Origin of the sequence: Nioella sp., from assembly GCF_964229645.1 — a bacterium.
Taxonomy (GTDB): Bacteria; Pseudomonadota; Alphaproteobacteria; order Rhodobacterales; family Rhodobacteraceae; genus Nioella.
In genome coordinates this window covers 1-18,777 of the sequence record NZ_CAXREX010000285.1, presented here as the reverse complement: position 1 = coordinate 18,777, position 18,777 = coordinate 1, and the positions used below count along the sequence as shown (strand labels likewise).

Annotated in this window: 17 protein-coding genes; 3 read left to right on the top strand and 14 right to left on the bottom strand. The window is 67.0% G+C overall.

Features of this window, described 5'->3' with window-relative positions; genetic code table 11:
* From ACEQXV_RS18185 to ACEQXV_RS18145, 9 genes are all read right to left on the bottom strand, one after another.
* On the bottom strand, positions 1-586 hold a 586-nt coding region (locus tag ACEQXV_RS18185), incomplete at its 3' end, for an SMP-30/gluconolactonase/LRE family protein (RefSeq protein ID WP_370270357.1).
* Entirely contained in the window at positions 583-1,188 is a 606-nt protein-coding gene (locus ACEQXV_RS18180) for a 2-dehydro-3-deoxy-6-phosphogalactonate aldolase (RefSeq protein WP_370270355.1), read from the bottom strand. The genes ACEQXV_RS18180 and ACEQXV_RS18185, both read right to left, overlap by 4 nt.
* A complete protein-coding gene (locus ACEQXV_RS18175) occupies positions 1,185-2,087 on the bottom strand; it encodes a 2-dehydro-3-deoxygalactonokinase (protein ID WP_370251645.1) in 903 nt (300 codons plus the stop codon). Before ACEQXV_RS18175 ends, ACEQXV_RS18180 begins: the two co-directional genes overlap by 4 nt.
* Positions 2,084-2,851: an SDR family NAD(P)-dependent oxidoreductase gene (locus ACEQXV_RS18170; RefSeq protein ID WP_370251644.1), complete on the bottom strand. Its 768-nt coding sequence runs from the start codon at positions 2,849-2,851 to the stop codon at positions 2,084-2,086. Before ACEQXV_RS18170 ends, ACEQXV_RS18175 begins: the two co-directional genes overlap by 4 nt.
* Before the next feature lie 169 nt (positions 2,852-3,020).
* Positions 3,021-4,730 carry an IlvD/Edd family dehydratase gene (locus ACEQXV_RS18165; RefSeq protein WP_370270354.1) on the bottom strand — a complete coding sequence of 570 codons (1,710 nt, stop codon included), beginning with the start codon at positions 4,728-4,730 and terminating at the stop codon, positions 3,021-3,023.
* 15 nt (positions 4,731-4,745) lie between these two features.
* On the bottom strand, positions 4,746-6,089 hold the full coding sequence (locus tag ACEQXV_RS18160; protein WP_370270353.1) for an alpha-glucosidase/alpha-galactosidase: 1,344 nt from the start codon (positions 6,087-6,089) through the stop codon (positions 4,746-4,748).
* Positions 6,086-6,934 carry a carbohydrate ABC transporter permease gene (locus ACEQXV_RS18155; RefSeq protein WP_370255065.1) on the bottom strand — a complete coding sequence of 283 codons (849 nt, stop codon included), beginning with the start codon at positions 6,932-6,934 and terminating at the stop codon, positions 6,086-6,088. The genes ACEQXV_RS18160 and ACEQXV_RS18155 overlap by 4 nt, the downstream gene beginning before the upstream one ends.
* Positions 6,935-6,949: 15 nt before the next feature.
* Entirely contained in the window at positions 6,950-7,858 is a 909-nt protein-coding gene (locus ACEQXV_RS18150) for a carbohydrate ABC transporter permease (protein ID WP_370255067.1), read from the bottom strand.
* A 134-nt stretch (positions 7,859-7,992) separates the two neighbouring features.
* The gene (locus ACEQXV_RS18145; RefSeq protein ID WP_370270351.1) at positions 7,993-9,255 is read right to left on the bottom strand and encodes an extracellular solute-binding protein; all 1,263 of its coding nucleotides are present in this window, start codon (positions 9,253-9,255) and stop codon (positions 7,993-7,995) included.
* A gap of 119 nt (positions 9,256-9,374) precedes the next feature.
* Here ACEQXV_RS18145 and ACEQXV_RS18140 point away from each other — a divergent pair, with 119 nt between their 5' ends.
* Together ACEQXV_RS18140 and ACEQXV_RS18135 are read left to right on the top strand one after the other, a co-directional pair.
* Positions 9,375-10,154 carry an IclR family transcriptional regulator gene (locus tag ACEQXV_RS18140; protein ID WP_370255070.1) on the top strand — a complete coding sequence of 260 codons (780 nt, stop codon included), beginning with the start codon at positions 9,375-9,377 and terminating at the stop codon, positions 10,152-10,154.
* Positions 10,155-10,183: 29 nt separating this feature from the next.
* The gene (locus ACEQXV_RS18135; protein WP_370270350.1) at positions 10,184-11,236 is read left to right on the top strand and encodes an ABC transporter ATP-binding protein; all 1,053 of its coding nucleotides are present in this window, start codon (positions 10,184-10,186) and stop codon (positions 11,234-11,236) included.
* A 102-nt stretch (positions 11,237-11,338) separates the two neighbouring features.
* Here ACEQXV_RS18135 and ACEQXV_RS18130 read toward each other — a convergent pair whose 3' ends face one another.
* From ACEQXV_RS18130 to ACEQXV_RS18110, 5 genes are read right to left on the bottom strand one after another with little or no spacing between them, the layout of a single operon-like run.
* The gene (locus ACEQXV_RS18130) at positions 11,339-12,166 is read right to left on the bottom strand and encodes an NAD-dependent epimerase/dehydratase family protein (protein WP_370252533.1); all 828 of its coding nucleotides are present in this window, start codon (positions 12,164-12,166) and stop codon (positions 11,339-11,341) included.
* A 17-nt stretch (positions 12,167-12,183) separates the two neighbouring features.
* Complete coding sequence (locus ACEQXV_RS18125; RefSeq protein ID WP_370270349.1) at positions 12,184-13,401, bottom strand: NAD(P)/FAD-dependent oxidoreductase; 1,218 nt, start codon at positions 13,399-13,401, stop codon at positions 12,184-12,186.
* Positions 13,401-15,107 carry a hydantoinase B/oxoprolinase family protein gene (locus ACEQXV_RS18120; protein WP_370270347.1) on the bottom strand — a complete coding sequence of 569 codons (1,707 nt, stop codon included), beginning with the start codon at positions 15,105-15,107 and terminating at the stop codon, positions 13,401-13,403. The genes ACEQXV_RS18125 and ACEQXV_RS18120 overlap by 1 nt, the downstream gene beginning before the upstream one ends.
* The gene (locus tag ACEQXV_RS18115) at positions 15,100-17,271 is read right to left on the bottom strand and encodes a protein kinase (protein WP_370270346.1); all 2,172 of its coding nucleotides are present in this window, start codon (positions 17,269-17,271) and stop codon (positions 15,100-15,102) included. Before ACEQXV_RS18115 ends, ACEQXV_RS18120 begins: the two co-directional genes overlap by 8 nt.
* Before the next feature lie 4 nt (positions 17,272-17,275).
* Positions 17,276-17,980, bottom strand: coding sequence for an ECF-type sigma factor (locus ACEQXV_RS18110; protein WP_370270345.1), 705 nt, complete (start codon positions 17,978-17,980; stop codon positions 17,276-17,278).
* Between the two features lie 94 nt (positions 17,981-18,074).
* Between ACEQXV_RS18110 and ACEQXV_RS18105 the strand changes: the two genes are divergently transcribed.
* A partial coding sequence (locus tag ACEQXV_RS18105) for a hypothetical protein (RefSeq protein WP_370270344.1) occupies positions 18,075-18,777 on the top strand: 703 nt, incomplete at its 3' end.

Below are 18,777 nucleotides of genomic sequence, written 5' to 3'. Positions count from 1 at the left end.
CATCCAGCACCGCCCCATCGGGGTTGGGCCCTTCGGGGCCGTGATCGAGGAAAATCTCGGGCTCGCCCACGGGCCAGCCATCCTTGTCAGACAGGCGCTGCCGCCAGACCTTGCCCGGTGCGGTATCCGCGAAATGGGCATAGCTTCCATCAGGTGCAAAACAGATCGCGTTGGAAATCGTGATCCCGTCAAAGAGCCTGCGCAACTCGCCCCGGTAATAGCGCCAGATCGACCCGGCCCCGGGCTCGGCCCGCTTGCCCATTGTGCCGATCCAGAACCCGCCCCAAGGGTCGGCGCGGCCATCGTTCGAGCGAGTCACCGGGTTGTCGGCCTCCAGCGGAGCGACACGCTCTTGCGCGCCTGTCTCGATATCGAGCCGCACTAGGTCCGCCTCCGTCGCCAGCAGCAGTCCATCCTGCCCGGCCCAACCCGCCGCCGATACATGGCGGTTGAAGATCCATTCCTGGCCCGGCGTCATTAGCCGCTTGCCCATGATGTCGAACCAGAAAAGCTGCCCCCTGCCCGGATGCCACAACGGGCCTTCCCCCAGTTCGCAGGGGCGACAATCGAAAACGGCGGTGCTCATGCGATGGCCTCGTCAAAGGCGGTAACAAGCGCGGCGGCGCGGGGGGTGATCTCGTCCACTGACAAGCCCGGCGTGTAAAGCGCGGTGCCAATGCCGAAGCCATCGACCCCTGCCGTCCACCATTGCGCGAAATTGCCGGGCCCGGCCCCGCCCACGGCATAGACCTGTGTACCCTTTGGCAGAACCGCCCGGATCGCCTTGACCCCATCGGGGCCGATCAGGCTGGCGGGAAAGATCTTCAGCCCGTCCGCCCCGGCCCTGAGCGCGGCGAAACATTCCGTGGGTGTCATGACGCCGGGAAAGCTTTGCAAGCCCAACCGCTTGGTTTCTGCGATCACATCCACGTCCATGTTCGGAGAGACCACCAGCTTGCCCCCCACATCCGCCACGCGCGCCGCGTCCTCGGGCGTCAGGACTGTGCCCGCGCCGATCAGGGCATCATTGCCGAAGGCACGAGCCATGCGGGCGATGGAGTCAAACGGATCGGGGGAATTGAGCGGCACCTCGATCCGGGTGATCCCGGCGGCGATCAGGGCGGCGGTGATGGGTTCGGCCTCGACCGGGGAGATGCCGCGCAGGATGGCGATCAGGGGACGGCTCATGATGCCTCCGTCAGTTTTGCGTGGACAAGGCGCAGCCCCGCAAGGGTCAGGGTTTCGGCGTCCCGGGTCTGGCAGAGCACGCCTTGCGATTGCAGAGCCCGCTCGTAGAGCGCCACCAGTGCCGGCGCGCCGCCGATCAGCACCTGCTGGCCGAGCCAATAGGGTTTGGCGGCGGCAAGCTCCGCCCCGATAAGAAGGCCCGAAAGACGCCCGCGGGCTGCGGCAGGGGACTGACCGTGAAGAAGCCCCTCGGCACGGATGTTGAACAGCGACTGCGCCAGCCGCTCGGGCCGCGACAGGGTCTCGGCCACTGCCGCATCGAAGGCGTCGCGGTCGAAATCCTCACCGGTGACGGAATGGCGCAGGACCGAGCTCTTCGACAGCAGCGCGAACAGTTCTCCGGTCATCGCAGTGCGGAAACTGACGATCTCTTCCGCCGAGATGTGGATCCACTTGGTATGCGTTCCGGGCAGGCAGAGAATGCCGTCGAACTGCGGATTTTCGTGAATGACTCCCGCGGTTTGCGTCTCTTCCCCCCGCATCACGTCGGCGGGGCTCCCCTGGCTGACGCCGGGCAGGATGTGGAGCTTGATCCGCCCGTCCCGCGTGGCGGGCATGATCGGCACGGCCTCTCCCGGTTTGCAGGGAACCGGGCAGTAGGGTGCTTCCACCCAACCCTGTTTCGCGCCGACCATGCCGCAGGCGATGACGGGGATGGACCCGTCCCCGAGCCACGGCTCGATGAGGCGCATAAGGGCAGGTTCGAATTCCGCCTGTGCAAGTGTGCCCATCCCGTCAGCCGACTGCGCCCTGTCCAGCACGGCACCGTCCGCGCCAATGGCAAAGGCGCGCAGGTGCGAAGTGCCCCAGTCGACCGCGATCCAATCCGTCTTGTTCATCCCGTCACCACGACCCCACCGTCGATGACAAGCACCTGGCCCGTCATCATTTTCGCGCTGTCGGAGGCCAGGAAAAGCGTGCCGCCGACGATGTCTTCGGGGGCCAGTGTATCCTTCAGGCATTGCCGGTCCAGATGGGCGGCGAGACCTTCCGGCGTGACCCAGAGATCCTTTTGTTTCTGGGTCAGGATCCAGCCCGGCGCGAGGGCATTGACGCGGATGCGCTCGGGGCCGAATTCGCGGGCAAGGCTGCGGGTCATGGCGGTGATGCCGCCATTGGCCGTGGTATAGGCGGGATAGCCTGAATTGCCCATCATGTAGGAGATGGACGAGAAGTTGATGATCGCGCCTTTCCCGTTTTCTTTCATATGCTTGGCGGCAGCCTGGCAGGCGAAGAAATAGGCCTTGAGATTGATCGACTGGGACCAGTCCCAGAAGTCCTCGGTCACCTCCTCGGTCGTGTGGCGCTTGTCGTTGGCGGCATTGTTCACCAGCACGTCAAGGTCCCCATGCGCTGCGACCGCCTGGGCAATCGCGCCTTGCAGGGCAGCGATATCGGTGATGTCGCAGGGCAGGAAAAGCGGGCGATTTCCGGTGCTTGCCTCCATTTCATCGACGAAAGGCGTCGCGTCGGAGCGCTGCACGAAGGCCACTTTCGCGCCTTGCCTCAGGAACCCTTCGGTCAGCGCCGCACCGATGCCGGAGCCGCCGCCGGTGATGAAGACGGAGGCGCCGTCGAGATCGGGATAGGTGGGATGCGTCATCGTCTTGTTCCTTCAAAATCGGGGGGGTGCCCCCCGTGCACCGGGCGTACACCCCCCGTACACCCCCCGTGCATATCAAACATGGTTTCGCCGCCTTCGGCGTCGACCCGGCGGGGGGCCAGCCCCCCCGCACCCCCCGGGGTATTTTTACAAAGAAGAAAGGGTGCGGTCAGTGGCTTTCGCGGGTGACGGGGCGGGTGTCCTTGCCAACGAGGAAATCCAGATCGGCGCCCTGGTCGGCCTGCAGGACGTGATCGACATACATCTTGGCGTAGCCGCGCGTGTAATGCGGCGGGTCGGGCGTCCAGGCGGCGCGGCGGCTGTCGAGCTCCTCGTCGGAAATGAGCAGGTCGAGCCGGCCCGAGGAGACCGAGAGGCGGATACGGTCGCCGGTGCGCACCAGGGCCAGCGCGCCGCCGGCCTGCGCCTCGGGCGCGACGTGCAGGACCACGGTGCCGAAGGCGGTGCCGGACATGCGGGCATCGGAGATGCGGACCATGTCCCGCACGCCCTGCCGGACCAGCTTGGCCGGGATCGGCATGTTGCCCACCTCGGGCATGCCCGGATAGCCCTTGGGCCCGCAGCCCTTGAGCACGAGGATCGTGTCGGGCGTGACCGGCAGATCGTCGCGGTCGATATTGGCCTTGAGCTCCTCGATCGACTCGAAGACGTAGGCCTCGGCCTCGTGTTCCAGCAGGGCATCGGTGGCCGCGGAGGGTTTGATGATCGCGCCTTGCGGGGCGAGACTGCCGCGCAGAACGTGAAGGCCGGAGGCCGGGCGCAGCGGATCGTCGAAGGGGCGGATCACGTCGCGGTTATAGCATTCGGCCCCGTCGGCATAAGCCGAGATGTCGCCGCCGAGCGCGGTTTTCGCGGGGCGTAGCCGGTCCCCCAACTCTTTCAGCACAACGGGCATGCCGCCCGCGTAGCAGAAATCTTCCATCAGGTACTTGCCTGAGGGCATGCAGTTGACCAGAAGCGGGATACCGGCCCCCAGCTCGAAATCCTTGAGCGTGAGGTCCACCCCGACCCGTCCCGCGATGGCCAACAGATGCACGACCGCGTTGGTTGATCCGCCGACGGCGGCATTGGCGAGGATGGCGTTCTCGAAGGCCGCGCGGGTCATGATATCGGAGGGCTTGAGATCCTCTTCGACCATTTCCACGATGCGCTTGCCGGTCAGATGGGCCAGCGCCATGCGGCGGGCATCGACTGCGGGCAGCGCCGCGTTGGTGGGCAGGCACATGCCCATCGCCTCGACCAGCGAGGCCATGGTGGAGGCGGTGCCCATGGTCATGCAGACGCCCTTGGATCGCGACATGCCCGATTCCGCGGCCATGAAATCCTGCAAGGTCATCTCGCCCGCGCGCACGGCTTCGGAGAATTTCCAAACATCGGTGCCCGAGCCGATATCCTTGCCCTTCCACTTGCCGTTGAGCATCGGGCCCGAGGACACGACGATGGTCGGCAGATCGACCGAGGCCGCGCCCATGAGCTGGCCCGGCGTGGTCTTGTCGCAGCCCCCGAGCAGGACCACCCCGTCGATGCCATAGGCCCGGATCGATTCCTCCACATCCATCGCCAGGAGGTTGCGAAACAGCATCGCCGTGGGCTTCATCTGGGTTTCGCCCAGGCTCATGACCGGGAATTCCACCGGGAAGCCGCCCGCCTCCCACACGCCGCGCTTGACCCCTTCGGCGAGGTCGCGAAGGCCCGAGTTGCAGGGGGTGAGCTCGGACCAGGTATTGCAGATGCCGATGACCGGACGCCCGTCGAAAGCGTGGTCGGGGAAGCCCTGGTTCTTCATCCAGCTGCGATGAATGAAGCCGTCCTTGTCGAGCTTGCCATACCAGGCGCGGTTGCGTCGTTCCTTGGTCATTCGTCTTCCGTCCGTTCAGGCTGCTTGTCTGACCCGCGCCCAGGCGGGCAGCCAGTCGCCATGGGCGGCCAGCAGATCGCCCACCAGCGACCGGATCTGGCGCAGGTCCAGTTCGGCGGCGGTGTGCGGGTCCATCATGGCCGCGTGGTAGATATGTTCGGGGTCCTCGTCCAGCAGGGCACGCACCGTCAGTTCCTGCACGTTCACCTGGCTGCGCATCAGCGCCACCAGCTGCGGCGGGATGTCGGTGACGACCGAAGGTTGTACGCCGTTCTGATCGACGAGGCACGGGGTTTCGACCGCAGCGCCCAGGGGCAATTGCGGAACCTGGCCCCGGTTGGGCAGGTTGCCATAGGCGGTGAAGGGGCGATCAGTGACGATGGCGTTCATCATCTCGGCGGCGAATTCGTGGCTTTTCGGGACGTCCATGCTGGCCTGCTGGGCAAGCTCGGCGGCCTGTGTCTTCCACTCGGCCACCTGCTCGATGCAGCGCTTGGGGTATTCGTCGAGGGGAATGCCGAACTCTTGTATAAGATCCTCGCGGCCGTCCTTGATGAACCATGGCACGTATTCTGCCAGGTGTTCGCTGCTTTCGGTGCAGAAATAGCCCAGGTGGTCCATCACCTCGTAACGCAGCTTGTTGGGGCAGCGCGGCATGAGGAGCGGCGCCTTGGGCAGGCGGCCCGCACGGTAGCCCTCGCGCAGGCGAGGGTATAGGGACGCGCCGCTGGCGTCTTCGAGGCGCAGGAAGAAGGCCACGTGGTTCACGCCCGCGACCTTGTAGCGGATATCCGATTCCGCCATGTCGAGATCGTGGGCCAGTTCCTGCACGGTGTTCTGCACCGAATGGCACAGGCCCACCTGGCGGATATGGGGGAAGCGTTCCGCCAGCGCCCAGGTGTTGATCGCCATCGGGTTTACGTATTGCATCAGCAGCGCGTCGGGGCAGACGGCGGCCATATCCTCGGCCACCTTCCACAGGTGCGGCACGGTGCGCAGGCCGCGCATGATGCCTCCCACCCCAAGCGTGTCAGCGATGGTCTGGCGCAGGCCGTAGGCCTTGGGGATCTCGAAATCGGTGATGGTGCAGGGGTCGTAGCCGCCGATCTGGAAGGCGGTCATAACGAAACCGGCCCCCTCCAGCGCGCGGCGCTGGTCGGTATGGGTGGTCACGCGCGCGCCGGTGCCCATGGTCGCGATCATGCGGCGGGCAACCTGTTCGGATTCGGCCAGGCGCTGCGGGTCGATGTCCATCAGCGCGATCTCGGCATCCCGAAGCGCCTCGAAGTGGAGCATGTCGCCCACGATGTTGCGCATGAAGATGGTGGACCCGGCCCCGATGAAGGTGAGTTTGGTCATTTGACGGCCCCTAGTGTCAGACCTGCGATGAAGTGACGTTGCATGGCGAAGAACATGGCCACAGGCGGGATGGCGGCGACGATGCTGCCCGCGCTCATGAGGTGATACTGCGCCACGTATTGCGAGTTGAACGACGTGATGCCCGCCGTGACCGGCTGCGCGTCGGGGCCTTGGGTCAGCACGATGGCCCAGAAGTAGTCGTTCCAGATGAAGGTGAAGATCAGCACAGAGAGCGCGGCGATGGCGGGGCGCATCAGCGGCAGGACGACGAACCAGAAGATGCGCCATTCGGCGACGCCCTCGACGCGGGCGGCCTCGATCAGCTCATAGGGCAGCGCCCGGATGAAGTTGCGCATGAAGAGCGTGCAGAACCCGGTTTGGAAGGCGATATGGAAGAGAACGAGCCCCACCTTGGTATCGTAAAGCCCCATGCCCACGGTCAGGTCGCGCACCGGCACCATCAGGATCTGGAAGGGCACGAAGTTGCCCGCGATGAACATGAAGAAGATCAGCAGGTTGCCCCGGAAGCGGTAGATGCCCAGTGCAAAGCCCGTCATGCAGGACAGCGCCACGGCACCGATCACGGTGGGCACGGTGATCATCAGCGAGTTCAGCAGATAGCGCGGCATGTCGCTTTCGAAGAACACGCGGCCGTAGTTCGTGAAGAGCTCGAAGGACGAGGGCATGCCCCAGTAATTGCCGTTGGTGAAATCGGACAGTGGACGCACGGAAAAGAGCATCACGGCCAGCAGCGGCAGGAGCCACATCAAAAGCGCCAGCGGCAGGATGGTCTGGTAGGTGATCTGCGCCGCGCGGCCGCGTTTCTGGATCGGGGTGGGAAACATGTTTCTAAACCTCCCTCAGCGCCGCGCTTCGCGCTCGTCGCGCCACATCTGCCACAGGAAGTAGCCGATGAAGACCAGCATGATCAGGAACAGCACCACCGCGATGGCAGAGCCATAGCCCATGCGGAACCCGTATTCGGACAGCGCCTTTTCGAACATCAGGTAACTCAGCACGCGGGTCGAGCCGAAGGGGCCGCCGCTGGTCATGATGGAAATCAGGTCGAAGCTGCGCAGCGCGCCGATGATCGTCACCACGAAGGCGATGAAGGTCGCGGGCTTGAGCTGCGGCAACACCACGTGCCAGAGCATCCGCCAGCCTTTCGCCCCATCAAGCCGCCCGGCCTCGATCTGTTCGGGGTCCACGGCGTTAAGGCCCGTGAGATAGAGGATCATGCAATAGGCCGTCTGCGGCCAGAGCCCGGCGGCAATGATGCCATAGGTGGCAAGACCCGGATCGCCCAGCACGTTGACGGGGCCAAGGCCGACCACACCCAGGACCGCGTTCAGAAGCCCCTCGCGCGGGAGGTAGAACCACGAGAAGACGAGGCCCACGACCACCTGGCTCAGCACGAAGGGGAAGAAGAAGAGCGACTTGTAAAGCCGGATACCCATGACCGTCTGATTGAGAAAAAGCGCGATGGCCAACCCCAACGGAATGGCCAGCAGGTAGAGCACCAGCCACTTGAGGTTGTTCCAAAGCGAGGTCTCGAAGGCGCGGTCGCCAACCAGTTCGCGGTAATTGTCGAGTCCGATATAGCGCGCCTCGCCCAGCCCGTCCCAACGGTAGAGCGAGATGTTGAAGCTCTGGAAGATGGGGCTGATCACGTAGACCACGAAGAACAGCACGCCGGGCAACAGGAACAGAAGCGGCGTGACCGTCATCTTGTTCCGCTGCATCCATGTCTGGTGGCTGGCCGTGCTCATGTCCTGTCCTCCGCCCGGGCGCGCATTCGGAAACCGCCCACCCCGGCGGGGCGGCTTGCGGATGCGATGAAAGGGAATGTTAAGCGGGATGCGCCCCACCCGGAAAGAGTGGGGCGCTACTAATCACCGTCGGGTCACTGGTAAATGCGCTGACGGGCTGCTTCGAGACGTTCGAGAATGTCGTCGAGGTTGTCGGGGAAGACCATGAATTCCTGCAGGCCTTCCATGCCGATCGACGCCATTTCCGCCGGCCAGTCACGGTCGAAGAACTGGGCGATACCGCCCTGCGCGTTGTTCGACAGCATGTCGAAGCCTTGCAGGATGAACTCGTCATCCGCCACGGCGGCGTTTGCGTTCACCGGCAGCTGGCCAAGCCCATCGGGCCCGTTGATCGCGGTCTGCACGTCAGGCGAGGTCACGAAGGCCAGGAAGGCGCGGGCAGCGTCGACGTTCTGGGCGCCCGAAGCGACGTGGAACGTGTCGGTCGGCGCGTCTTCGCCCTGCGGCAGGCCCTCGGTGATGATCGGGAACTGGTAGAAGTCGATCTGGTCATCCGACAGGCCCGCTTCACGCAGATGCGGCACCACGAAGTTGCCCATCAGGTAGGCCGCGGCTTCGCCGTTGACCATGAAGGGCAGCGCTTCCTGCCAGCTGTAGGTCTGGTGGTCTTCGATGAAGGCCCCCATGTCGATCAGCTGACGCCAGTTGGCGAAGGTGGCGCGCACGCGCTCGTCGGTCCAGGGAACCTCGCCGCGGGCAAGCTCCATGTGGAAGTCGAAGCCGTTGGTGCGCATGTTGAGGTAGTCGAACCAGCCGCCGGCGGTCCACAGGTAGCGGGTGCCGATGGTATAGCAGGCACGGCCCGAATCGACGATGGCCTGGCAGTTGGAGACTTCCTCTTCCCAGGTGGCAGGTTCGCTCAGCCCCAGTTCGTTGAAGATGTCTTCGCGGTAATACACGCCCCACTGGTAGTAGGTGTAGGGCACGCCATACTGGCGGTCGTCGATGGTCAGGGCGCCGCGCACGGATTCGAGGCCGGCATAGTCGCCCGCATCCCACCAGTCGGTGATATCCATGAAGAGCCCGGCATCCACGTAGGGGCCCATGCGGTTGGCCGCATACCAGTTCACGACGTCCGGCGGGTTGGCCGACAGCACGTTGCGGATCTGGGTCTTCCACGCTTCGCGGTCGACGACGGTAAGCTCGATGTTGAGGTTCGGGTGCATTTCACCGAACTGCTCGACCAGCCCTTCCATGATCGCGCGGGGCGCAGGGTTCGACATGTCCGAGAAGATTCGCAGGTCACCGCTGAGGCCGTGGCCATCGGCAAGTGCTGCACCGGAAAGCATGGTGGTTGCCGCCAGCACTGCCAGCGGAGTCTTCATGATGGAACGCATAGTGTCCTCCCTTTGGTTCCATTATTTGAAACTTAGTTTCTATAGTTGAAAACATGCAGGACGCCGGATAATGTGTCAACAGTTTCCGCATGGGAGGCGGAGACATCGGGAGGATTTCCATGAGCAAGGCAGGCGACGGCACGGTCGGGAAGGCATTGGATGTGCTGGATTCTGTCGCGCAGGCAGGCCATCCGGTAAAGTTTTCGGAACTGCTGGAAAGCAGCCCCCATCCGAAGGCGACGCTCTACCGGCTGCTGCAGACGCTCACGAATCAGGGGATGCTGTCGCATGACCCCGACACGGGCAGTTACACGCTGGGGCTGCGGCTGGTGAAGCTGGCGCATGCCGCCTGGAAACAGGCGACGCTGGCCACGGTGGCGCGGCCCTATATCGACGTCCTGGCGGCCAAGGTGGGGGAAACCATCCACCTGGCACAGATGGAATCGGGCCAGGTCCTGTTCGTCGACAAGCAGCGTATGAGCGACCGGTTCGAGACGCTGGCCCAGACCGGGCTGGTGGCGCCTGGCTACTGCACCGGGGTGGGCAAGGCGATCCTGGCCTTCATGACACCCGAACGGCTGGAGCGCGCCATGCGCCAGCAACTCTTCATGAAGAACACGCCCGCGACCCATACCTGCCCCGAGACGCTTATGAAGGAGCTGGAGCAGATCCGCGCGGAAGGCGTCGCCTTCGACCGGGAAGAGCACGAGACCGGCATCATCTCGATCGCGGCACCGATCATGACCAATGGCGGCCGGGTGATCGGGGCGATTTCCATCGCGACCTCGACCACCCGCCATTCACTCGACAGCATCCGGGCCTTCGAACCCGACCTGCTGCAAACCGTCCGAAAAGTCGGGGAAGAGGCCACGGCCTGGCAATTCCCCACCGTCAATTGACGAATAGTCCCTGAGGGAGGAGTTCCGACATGTCCGGCGTCACGCTGAACAAGGTGATCAAGAAATACGGCGAAACGCAGGTGATCCACGGGGTCGACCTGCAGATCGACGACGGGGAGTTCTGCGTCTTCGTCGGGCCTTCGGGCTGTGGCAAGTCCACGTTGCTGCGAATGATCGCGGGGCTGGAGGAAACCACCGACGGTCGGATCCAGATCGGCGCGCGGGACGTGACCCAGACCGACCCGGCAGAGCGCGGCGTGGCGATGGTGTTCCAGACCTATGCGCTCTATCCCCACATGACGGTCGAAGAGAACATGGGCTTCGGGCTGAAGATGAACGGCCACCCGAAGGCCGAGATCAAGGCCAAGGTGGACGAGGCCGCGCGGGTTCTGAAGCTGGGCGAATACCTCAAGCGCAAGCCCAAGGCCCTGTCGGGCGGCCAGCGCCAGCGCGTCGCCATCGGGCGCGCCATCGTGCGCGGTCCCGAGGTGTTCCTGTTCGACGAGCCGCTGTCCAACCTCGATGCGGAACTTCGTGTCGAGATGCGGGTCGAGATCGCGCGGCTGCATAACGAGATTGGCGCGACGATGATCTATGTCACCCATGACCAGGTCGAGGCGATGACGCTGGCCGACAAGATCGTGGTTCTGCGCGGCGGCAGGATCGAGCAGGTGGGCAGGCCGCTCGATCTCTACAACAACCCCGACAACCAGTTCGTGGCCGGCTTCATCGGAAGCCCCGCGATGAATTTCTTCTCCGGCTCCGCCGCGGGGGGCAAGGTGACGGTGCCGGGTCTCGGCGGGCTGGTCCTGGACGCGCCTGCCTCGGTCGGCGACGGGGCGGTCACGGTTGGGGTGCGCCCGCAGTCGCTGCGGCTGGCAGAGGGGGAGAGCCACAAGGTGGACCTGTCCGAGCAACTGGGCGGCGTGGCCTATCACTACCTCGTGGCAGGGGATGACACCCGGATCACCGTCGAAGCGCATGATCAGAGCGCCCCGGCCCCGGGCGCCAGGGTGGGGCTGAGCGTGGCCGAAGGCGCAGCGCTGTTCTTCGACGCCGGGAACGGCCAGCGGCTGCGCTAGGAAAGAGGGGGCGACCCCCATCCATCGCGATCACGGTCCGGAAATGAGGAACGCCACCCGACGGGTGGCGTTCCTTGCGTTTCGAGCGAGGGGCCGGGGCGGTCAGTCCTCGTCGGGGATGTTCAGCAGCGACTTGGCCCCCTGCCCCAGCTCGATCGAGGCAAAGGGTCCGCCATGGCACATCTGGCCCGGATCGGTCGGATCGTGAGGGCCAGACTCGGCGAGGATCCTGTCGGCGAACTGTTCGGCATTGTCCCGGGGCCGGTAGCCCAGGAAGGCCGCGCCGCTGTTGTCGACCGGGCAGCGGTCATTGGCAGAGACGCCGTAGATCACCGAAAAGCCCGTGACCGGCGTGTCGATGGCGCGTTCCACCAGGTGCACGAGGTCCCCGTCCGACAGCCAGCTGCCCAGCGCGCGGGCGTTGCCCACCGGGGCGCAGGACAGGATGCGCAGGCACACGGCCTCCAGCCCCCGCTTGTCCCAGAACATCCGGCCCAGGTCCTCGGCGAAGCACTTGGCCAGCCCGTAATAGGTGTCGGGCCGGTGCGGGGCATCAACGCCGATGGACTCGGTCTTGGGATGCATCCCCACCGCGTGAATCGACGAGGCATAGACCACCCGGGACAGGCCGTTCTGATGGGCGGCTTCCCAGACGTTGTAGGCCCCCACGATGTTGGACCTCAGGATGTCGTCGAAGGAGGCCTCGTCGCCGATTGCGCCGAAATGCACCACCATGTCGGCCCCTTTCAGAAGGTCCATCATCGCGGCCCGGTCCGACAGGTCGGCGCGCAGATAGGTCTCGTTCGGCAGAAGCTCCGCAATGCCATCGACGATGTCGGAACTGACCAGCGCGTCGCACATCTTCGATAGCGGCCCCCGCAGGATGGTTCCGAGCCGCCCGGCAGCCCCGGTCAGGACGAGTTTCTTCATCGGTGTCTCCTTGCTGCTCAGATGACGGCGCCTTCGACCATCGCCTCGCCCCGCGCTACGCGGTCGTAGCCGAAGGGGGAAAGGTCGAGGCTGCGGTATTCGCCATGGGTGATCCATTCGGCCAGGCCCCGGCCCATCGCGGGCGACTGTTGCAGGCCATGGCCGGAAAAGCCGTTCATGAAGAGGAAGTTGTCCACCTCGGGGTGGGGCCCCAGAACGGCGTTCTGATCGAGAATGTTGTAATCATATTGCCCGGCCCATTCGGTCACGACCCGGATCGCCTCGAACTGGGGCACACGGGTGGCCAGGATCGGCCAGACATGGTTTTCCCACAGGCCGTGATCCATCGCGAAATCGTCCGGGTCGGCCTCGGGGTCGGGGTCGCCCTTGCAGCCGCACAGGTAGGTCTGCGGCCCGTCGGTGCGCATGTGCACGCCCGAGGGGTCAATGGTCAGGGGCAGGTCTCGCCCAAGCGGGGTTTCAGCGGTGAAGACCCAGGTGTAGCGCTTGCGCGGCTCGATGGGCAGCGGCAGGCCCGCCATTGAGGCCACGCGCGCGCCCTTTGTGCCGGCCGCGTTGACCACATGGCCACAGGCAACCCTGCGCCCGTCGGCCAGGGTCACGCTTTCGATGCGGCCGCCGCTGCGGGTCAGCGCGGTGACTTCACCCGCCACGTATTCGATGCCGCGCGACTGGGCGGACCGGCGGAACCACTCGAACAGCGTGCCCCCGTCCCAATAGCCTTCATCCTTGGTGTTGATGCTGCCCAGCACGATGTCGTCGACATTGTAGAACGGGTATTCAGCGGCGATCTGATCGGCCGTCAACAGGCGGGTTTCGGCCCCGGCGGACAGCTGCAGGGCCTGGTTGGCGCGCAGGACATCGGCAAAGGCCTCGGTATCGGCGAGGTAGAGATACCCGAAATTGTGGACATGCAGGTTCGGCACCCGTTCATCGCCGCCCATATTGGCGCGCAGGTTGCGGCAGAAATCGGCGGTGAACTGGGAAATGCGGATGTTGAGCTCGGTCGAGAACTGCTGCCGGATCGACGAGTTGGAGAGCACCGACGCACATTTCAGGTAGCTCGGGTCGCGTTCCACGACCAGCACGGAGCCGTTGAAACCGGCCATTTCGGTCAGCCACCAGGCCAGCGAGGACCCCATGATCGCACCGCCGATGATGACCACGTCATAGCTGTCGCGCGCGGGGGTGGAGGTAAAGCCCTTGGGCGGCATCAGAAGGTGTCTCCGCGTTTGGCCCGGGCCAGCGTGTCGGCGATGGTGTCCGGGTCGAGATTGTAGTCCTGCGCCGCAGCCTCGGGCGAAATGAAGCCATGGGCAAGGTCCCGCAGGATGTCGGCGCGCTGACGCCTGGAGGGGTCGCCGTAGCCAGCCCCGCCGGGAAAGCCCATCTGCACCACGCGGCCATGAGGCACGAATTGCCTGCCCTTGCCCTTCATGGGCGTGCCGTCATCCTGCCCGATGCTGGTGGGACCGCCCGCCCTGCCGCCGCGGCGGCCGCGCGCGGGATGTTGGACCCGGTCGAACATGGCGGAGAAGTCGAACTCGTGCCCTTCGCGCGCGCCCACGTCCATCCATTGACCGAGCCCGCCGCGATACTGGCCTGCCCCGCCCGAATCCGGGCGCAGTTCCTTGCGCCAGATGATGGCGGGTCCCACCTGCTCGGTCGCCTCGACGGGCATGGTCATGACGCCCGAGGGGAAGGCGGTGGCGTTCATGCCATCAAGGCCGGGCCGCGCGCCGGAGCCGCCGGAATTGAAGATCAGCACCTCGGACCGGCGCGCCCTGGCAGGCGCGGGCGCGTCGCTGCGCGGGCGCAGGCTGAGCTGGAAGTTGCACAGGCAGCCTGCGCCCTCGGCGGGCACCGTGTCGGGCAAGAGCTTGTCGAGCGCGGCGTAGACCGTGTCGGGCACCATGTGGCCGATCACGTGGCGCAGCGCCACCGGGGCGGGATGCTGGGCGTTCACGATGCTGCCTTCGGGCGCGGTGATCTCGAAGGGCGCAAGGCTTGCCGCGTTGTTCGGGATCTCGGGCGCGATGGCGCATTTCAGCGCGTAGCAGGCATAGGCCTTGGTGTAGACCAGCGGCACGTTGATGCCCTTTCTGTCCACCCCGCTGGTGCCTGACCAGTCGCACAGGATGCGGTCCTTCTCGATCGAGAGGCTCACGCAGAGGTCGATGGGCTTCGCATAGCCGTCGATCCGCATGTGGCCCTCGGCCCTTCCCGGCGTCAGCGCATTGATCCGCTCAAACGTGGCCTGACGAGAATTGGTCAGGATGAACTCGGAGATGCCCGAGAGATCGGAGAGGGCAAATTCGGTCATCATGTCGGCCAGGCGCCGATGCCCGATCTCGTTGCAGGTGGCCAGCGCATAGACATCGCCCACCAGTTGATCGGGTTCCCGCACGTTGCCGCGAATGATGGCCAGCAGGGTCCGGTCGACCTCGCCCCGCGTGGCAAAGCGCATGATCGGGATGTAGAGCCCTTCCTCGTAGACGGAATTCGCATCCGCCCCGAAGCCGCGACCGCCGACATCCGTCACATGCGCGGTGCAGGCGAAGAAGCCGATAAGCCGCCCCTTGTGGAAGGAGGGCGTCACCACGGTGATGTCATGCAGGTGACCGGTGCCCTCCCAGGGATCGTTGGTGATGTAGACATCGCCCTCGGCCATGGTGTCCCGCCCGATGCGACGGATGAAATGGCCCACGGCGTCGGCCATGGCATTGACGTGGCCGGGCGTGCCGGTGACGGCCTGGGCCAGCATCTCACCCTTGTCGTTATAGACCCCGGCGGACAGGTCCCCTGCCTCACGGACGGAAGTGGAAAAGGCGGTGCGCACCAGCGCCTGCGCCTGCTCCTCGACGACGGAAATCAGCCGCGTCCACATGACCTGATAGGCGACCTTGCTCAGCTCAGTCATGGCGGGGCTCCTTCGTGCGGATGTCGATACACCCATCGGGCTGGGCGGTGGCGCGGCGGCTCGTGGGCAGGACGATGGTGGTTTCGTCCTCGGTGATGACGGCAGGCCCGTCGATGCTGGCCCCGGCGGGCAGATCGGCGCGTGGATGGATCGCGGCGCTGGTTCGCTGGCCGAGCGCCGGATCGAAGAGGTCGCGCCGGCCCTGCGGGGCGGGGGCGCTGGCTGCGCCAGCGGATCCCAAGGGCGCAACCGGGGGAAGCGGCGTGTAGGCGTTCACCGACCAGACGGTGATCTCGGCCTCCATCCCGTCAACGGAGCGGCCGAAGAGACGGGTATAATCCTCTTCGAAGCGCTTCAGGAAAGTGGCGGCGTCGGGCGCCGCGGCTTCCTCGGGGGTCAGGGGCACCGGGATTTCCCAGCCCTGGCCCGCGTAGCGCATGTAGACCTTGTACTCGGTGAGAATCTCGGCCCCCGCATCGCAGGAGCGCACGAACCGTCGCGCCTCCTCTTCCATGTCCGCGAACAGTGCCGCGACGCGGGCCGGGTCGAAGGCGGACATCTTGGTGAATACGGACCGGTTCGCCTCGAAGCTGAACGGAGCGCGCAGGAAGCCGATGGCCGAGCCCACGCCCGCCCCCACCGGCACGAGGAAGCGCGCGATCCCGAGCTTTTCGCACAGCCGCGCCGCATGCAGGGGGGCCGCGCCACCGAAGGCGATCATGGTGTAGGTGGACAGATCCTCGCCGTTCTCGACCGCGTGGACGCGGGCCAGCCCTGCGTCCAGCGCTTCGCGGGCCGTCAGGTCCCGACCGTCCGTGAGGCCACGGTCGGCACCGCGGAAGAGGTCGCCGAGGAGGGTGGCCGCCTCGGTGGCCCGGGCGGCGGCCTCGTCGGCCTCGGACCGGGCGGCCCGCTCGGACCGGAGCGCGCTCGTCAGCACGACGACGCCGACCACGAGCGCCGTCAGCACGGCCAGCGAGGCGGCGACGACGCCCCGGTTCCGCCGCGCGAAGCGGCCCACCAGGTAGGCGACCGAGTCGGGCCGGGCCTCGACGGGGCGGCCGTCGAGGTGGCGTGCGAGGTCGTCGGCGAGCGCGCCCGCCGAGGCGTAGCGCCGGGCCGGGGCCGGGTGGTGCGCCTTGCGGCCGATGACGGCGAGGTCGCCCCGGAGCGCCCGGCTGGTGGCCGAGGCCGCGGTGCCATCCGCGATCGCCTCCGTCACGATCCGCGAGGGCCGCGTCGGCTCGGTGGTCGGCGGGCCCGGGGTGCGGGCGTCGTCGTGGGGGCGCCGGCCCGTGAGGAGCTCGTAGAGGAGCGCCCCGAGCCCGTACACGTCGGCCGCCGTGGTGACGGTCGCCGCCGGCTCGTAGAGCTCCGGCGCCGCGTACGCCGGCGTCAAGAGCCGCACGCCGGTCCGCGTCAGCGGGAACGCCCCGCTCGCGGGGGCCTCGGCGTCGTCGAGGAGCTTCGCGATGCCGAAGTCGAGGACGACCGGGCGCGGCCCCCGGTCCGTCTCGGCGACGAGGACGTTCGACGGCTTGAGGTCGCGGTGGACGACGAGCCGGCGGTGGGCGTGGTCCACGGCCCGGGCCACCTCGGCGACGAGGCGGACGCGGTCGCGCACGCCCAGCCGGCGCGCGTGGGCCCACGTCGTGATCGGCGCGCCGTCGACGAACTCGGTGACGAGGTACGGCACGCCGTCGGCCGTCTCGCCGCCGTCGACGAGGCGGGCGATGCCGGGGTGGTCGAGCGTGGCGAGGAGGGCCCGCTCGTGCCGGAGCCGGGCGGCCACGTCGGCCCCGGCGAGCGCCAGCGACTGGCGGACGACCTTGAGGGCGACGGTCTGGTCGAAGGCGCCGTCGGCGCGGCGGGCGCGGTACACCCGCCCCATGCCCCCCTCGCCGACCAGCGCGTCGATCCGCCACGGCCCCACGCGCGTCCCCTCGACGACCGCCGCCTCGGGCTCGCCGCCGGCCAGCGGGGCGAGGACGACCCCCGGGCGATCGAGGACCGAATCCTCTCGGAGCGCGGCGGCGAGGAGCGGCACGAGGGCCTCGCGCACGTCGGGGGCGAGCGCGTCGAGGTAGGCGTCGCGGGCGCCGTCGTCGAGCCCGAGCGCCTCGCCGAGCGCCGCGTTGACCGCGGCCCAGGTTCCCGGTTCCACGGCGTCAGACGAGTTCGGCTCGGAGTTGAGCCTTGGCCTGGGCCCACCGCCGAGCCGCCGTCCGCGGCGAGACCCCCAGGACGTCGGCGACCTCGTCGACCTCGAGGCCGCCGAAGAACCGGAGCTCGACGAGCTGGCCGAGCTCCGCGTCGCGCTCCGTGAGCCGCTCGAGGGCCTCGTGGATCTCGAGGACCTGATCGGCCGAGGCATCGTCCACCGCGGCGTTCGCGTCGAGCGTCGCGTCGCGGGCGTCGCCGCCCCGCTTGAGCGCGCGCCGCGCGCGCGCCCGGTCGATGAGGACGTGGCGCATGGCGCCGGCCGCCACCCGCATAAAGTGCCGCCGGTCCTCCCACTCGCCCTCCGCCCCGACCATCTTGAGGTAGGCCTCGTGGACGAGGCCCGTCGCCGAGACCGTCGCGTCCGCCGACGCCCCGAGGCGGACGTAGGCCAGCCGCTTCAGCTCGGCGTAGACGTGACCGAACAGCGCGTTCCGCGCACCGTCGTCGCCCGAGCGGGCGACCGCGAGCAGAGCCGTCGTGTCGGTCGAGGAGCTGGGCATCGGGACCAGGGCGGGGAAGTCCTGAGAAAATCTAGCTGTCTCGAGGCGCTCGGGCCCGAGGGTGGGCGCGAGGCCAGAAGAAATCGGGCGGGCGTGGCAGCCGGGCGCGGGTTCGTCCGTCTCTCCCCTCGTCCCCACCCCCTCCTCCATGTCACGCCTCCTCCCGCCCCCTACTACGACCCGCGCGTTCGCAGCCGTCCTCCTCGCGGCCGCGGGGTGCGCGTCGCCGGAGTCCCAGCCCGCAGTGTCCACGCCCCCCACCGCCACGTGCGCGGACGGGGAAGCGGCCCTGCCCGCCTCGGGGCTGTGCCCCAGCGAGGCCGAGGCGCTGATCGTCGACACCAACGTGGGCTACGACCGCTCTGCGCTGACCGAGATGACGGACTGCGTCTGGTCGATAAACGAGACGCCGTTCCCGGGCGGGGACGTTCTCCTCTACCGGGCGGCGTCCTGCAGCGGCACCACCGCCCGGCTCGGCCTCGCGCCGGGAGCCCAGCGCAGCGACCTCTACGTCGAAACGGCGGCGGTCGGCGTGGCGGGCGAAGACGTCCTCGTCGGCTTCGTCCTCGGGTCCGACCCGGACGACCCCACGGGAAACATCCTCGCCACCGTCCGTCGGGACCTGGAGGCCGAGGGCGCCGCCCCCGCGTACGTCGCGAGCTGCGAGGTCCTCGCCGCGCCCGGCCGGCCCGACGCCTACGTCGTCGACGTGCGCGACGCGGCGCCCTCGCCCGACGGCCCGCGCGCCGACTGCGGCCGCTACGGCTACACCGACGACGGCGTCGCGTTCTGGCGGGAGGCCTACGGGTTCTCGTGGTTCCTCGACCTCGGCCAGGACGCGTACCACGAGGTCGACCCCGGCTCGCTGACGCTCGTCGCGCGCGGCGAGGACGGCACCTGGGGCACCGTCGGCCCGGTCGTCCCCGGCCCCGAGGACAACTACGGCG

What these genes read in the sequence shown, in the direction of transcription:
- ACEQXV_RS18180 (WP_370270355.1), bottom strand. Translation starts at nt 1,188, where the DNA reads ATGAGCCGTCCCCTGATCGCCATCCTGCGCGGCATCTCCCCGGTCGAG.
- ACEQXV_RS18175 (WP_370251645.1), bottom strand. Translation starts at nt 2,087, where the DNA reads ATGAACAAGACGGATTGGATCGCGGTCGACTGGGGCACTTCGCACCTG.
- ACEQXV_RS18170 (WP_370251644.1), bottom strand. Translation starts at nt 2,851, where the DNA reads ATGACGCATCCCACCTATCCCGATCTCGACGGCGCCTCCGTCTTCATC.
- ACEQXV_RS18165 (WP_370270354.1), bottom strand. Translation starts at nt 4,730, where the DNA reads ATGACCAAGGAACGACGCAACCGCGCCTGGTATGGCAAGCTCGACAAG.
- ACEQXV_RS18160 (WP_370270353.1), bottom strand. Translation starts at nt 6,089, where the DNA reads ATGACCAAACTCACCTTCATCGGGGCCGGGTCCACCATCTTCATGCGC.
- ACEQXV_RS18155 (WP_370255065.1), bottom strand. Translation starts at nt 6,934, where the DNA reads ATGTTTCCCACCCCGATCCAGAAACGCGGCCGCGCGGCGCAGATCACC.
- ACEQXV_RS18150 (WP_370255067.1), bottom strand. Translation starts at nt 7,858, where the DNA reads ATGAGCACGGCCAGCCACCAGACATGGATGCAGCGGAACAAGATGACG.
- ACEQXV_RS18145 (WP_370270351.1), bottom strand. Translation starts at nt 9,255, where the DNA reads ATGCGTTCCATCATGAAGACTCCGCTGGCAGTGCTGGCGGCAACCACC.
- ACEQXV_RS18140 (WP_370255070.1), top strand. Translation starts at nt 9,375, where the DNA reads ATGAGCAAGGCAGGCGACGGCACGGTCGGGAAGGCATTGGATGTGCTG.
- ACEQXV_RS18135 (WP_370270350.1), top strand. Translation starts at nt 10,184, where the DNA reads ATGTCCGGCGTCACGCTGAACAAGGTGATCAAGAAATACGGCGAAACG.
- ACEQXV_RS18130 (WP_370252533.1), bottom strand. Translation starts at nt 12,166, where the DNA reads ATGAAGAAACTCGTCCTGACCGGGGCTGCCGGGCGGCTCGGAACCATC.
- ACEQXV_RS18125 (WP_370270349.1), bottom strand. Translation starts at nt 13,401, where the DNA reads ATGCCGCCCAAGGGCTTTACCTCCACCCCCGCGCGCGACAGCTATGAC.
- ACEQXV_RS18120 (WP_370270347.1), bottom strand. Translation starts at nt 15,107, where the DNA reads ATGACTGAGCTGAGCAAGGTCGCCTATCAGGTCATGTGGACGCGGCTG.
- ACEQXV_RS18110 (WP_370270345.1), bottom strand. Translation starts at nt 17,980, where the DNA reads ATGGAGGAGGGGGTGGGGACGAGGGGAGAGACGGACGAACCCGCGCCC.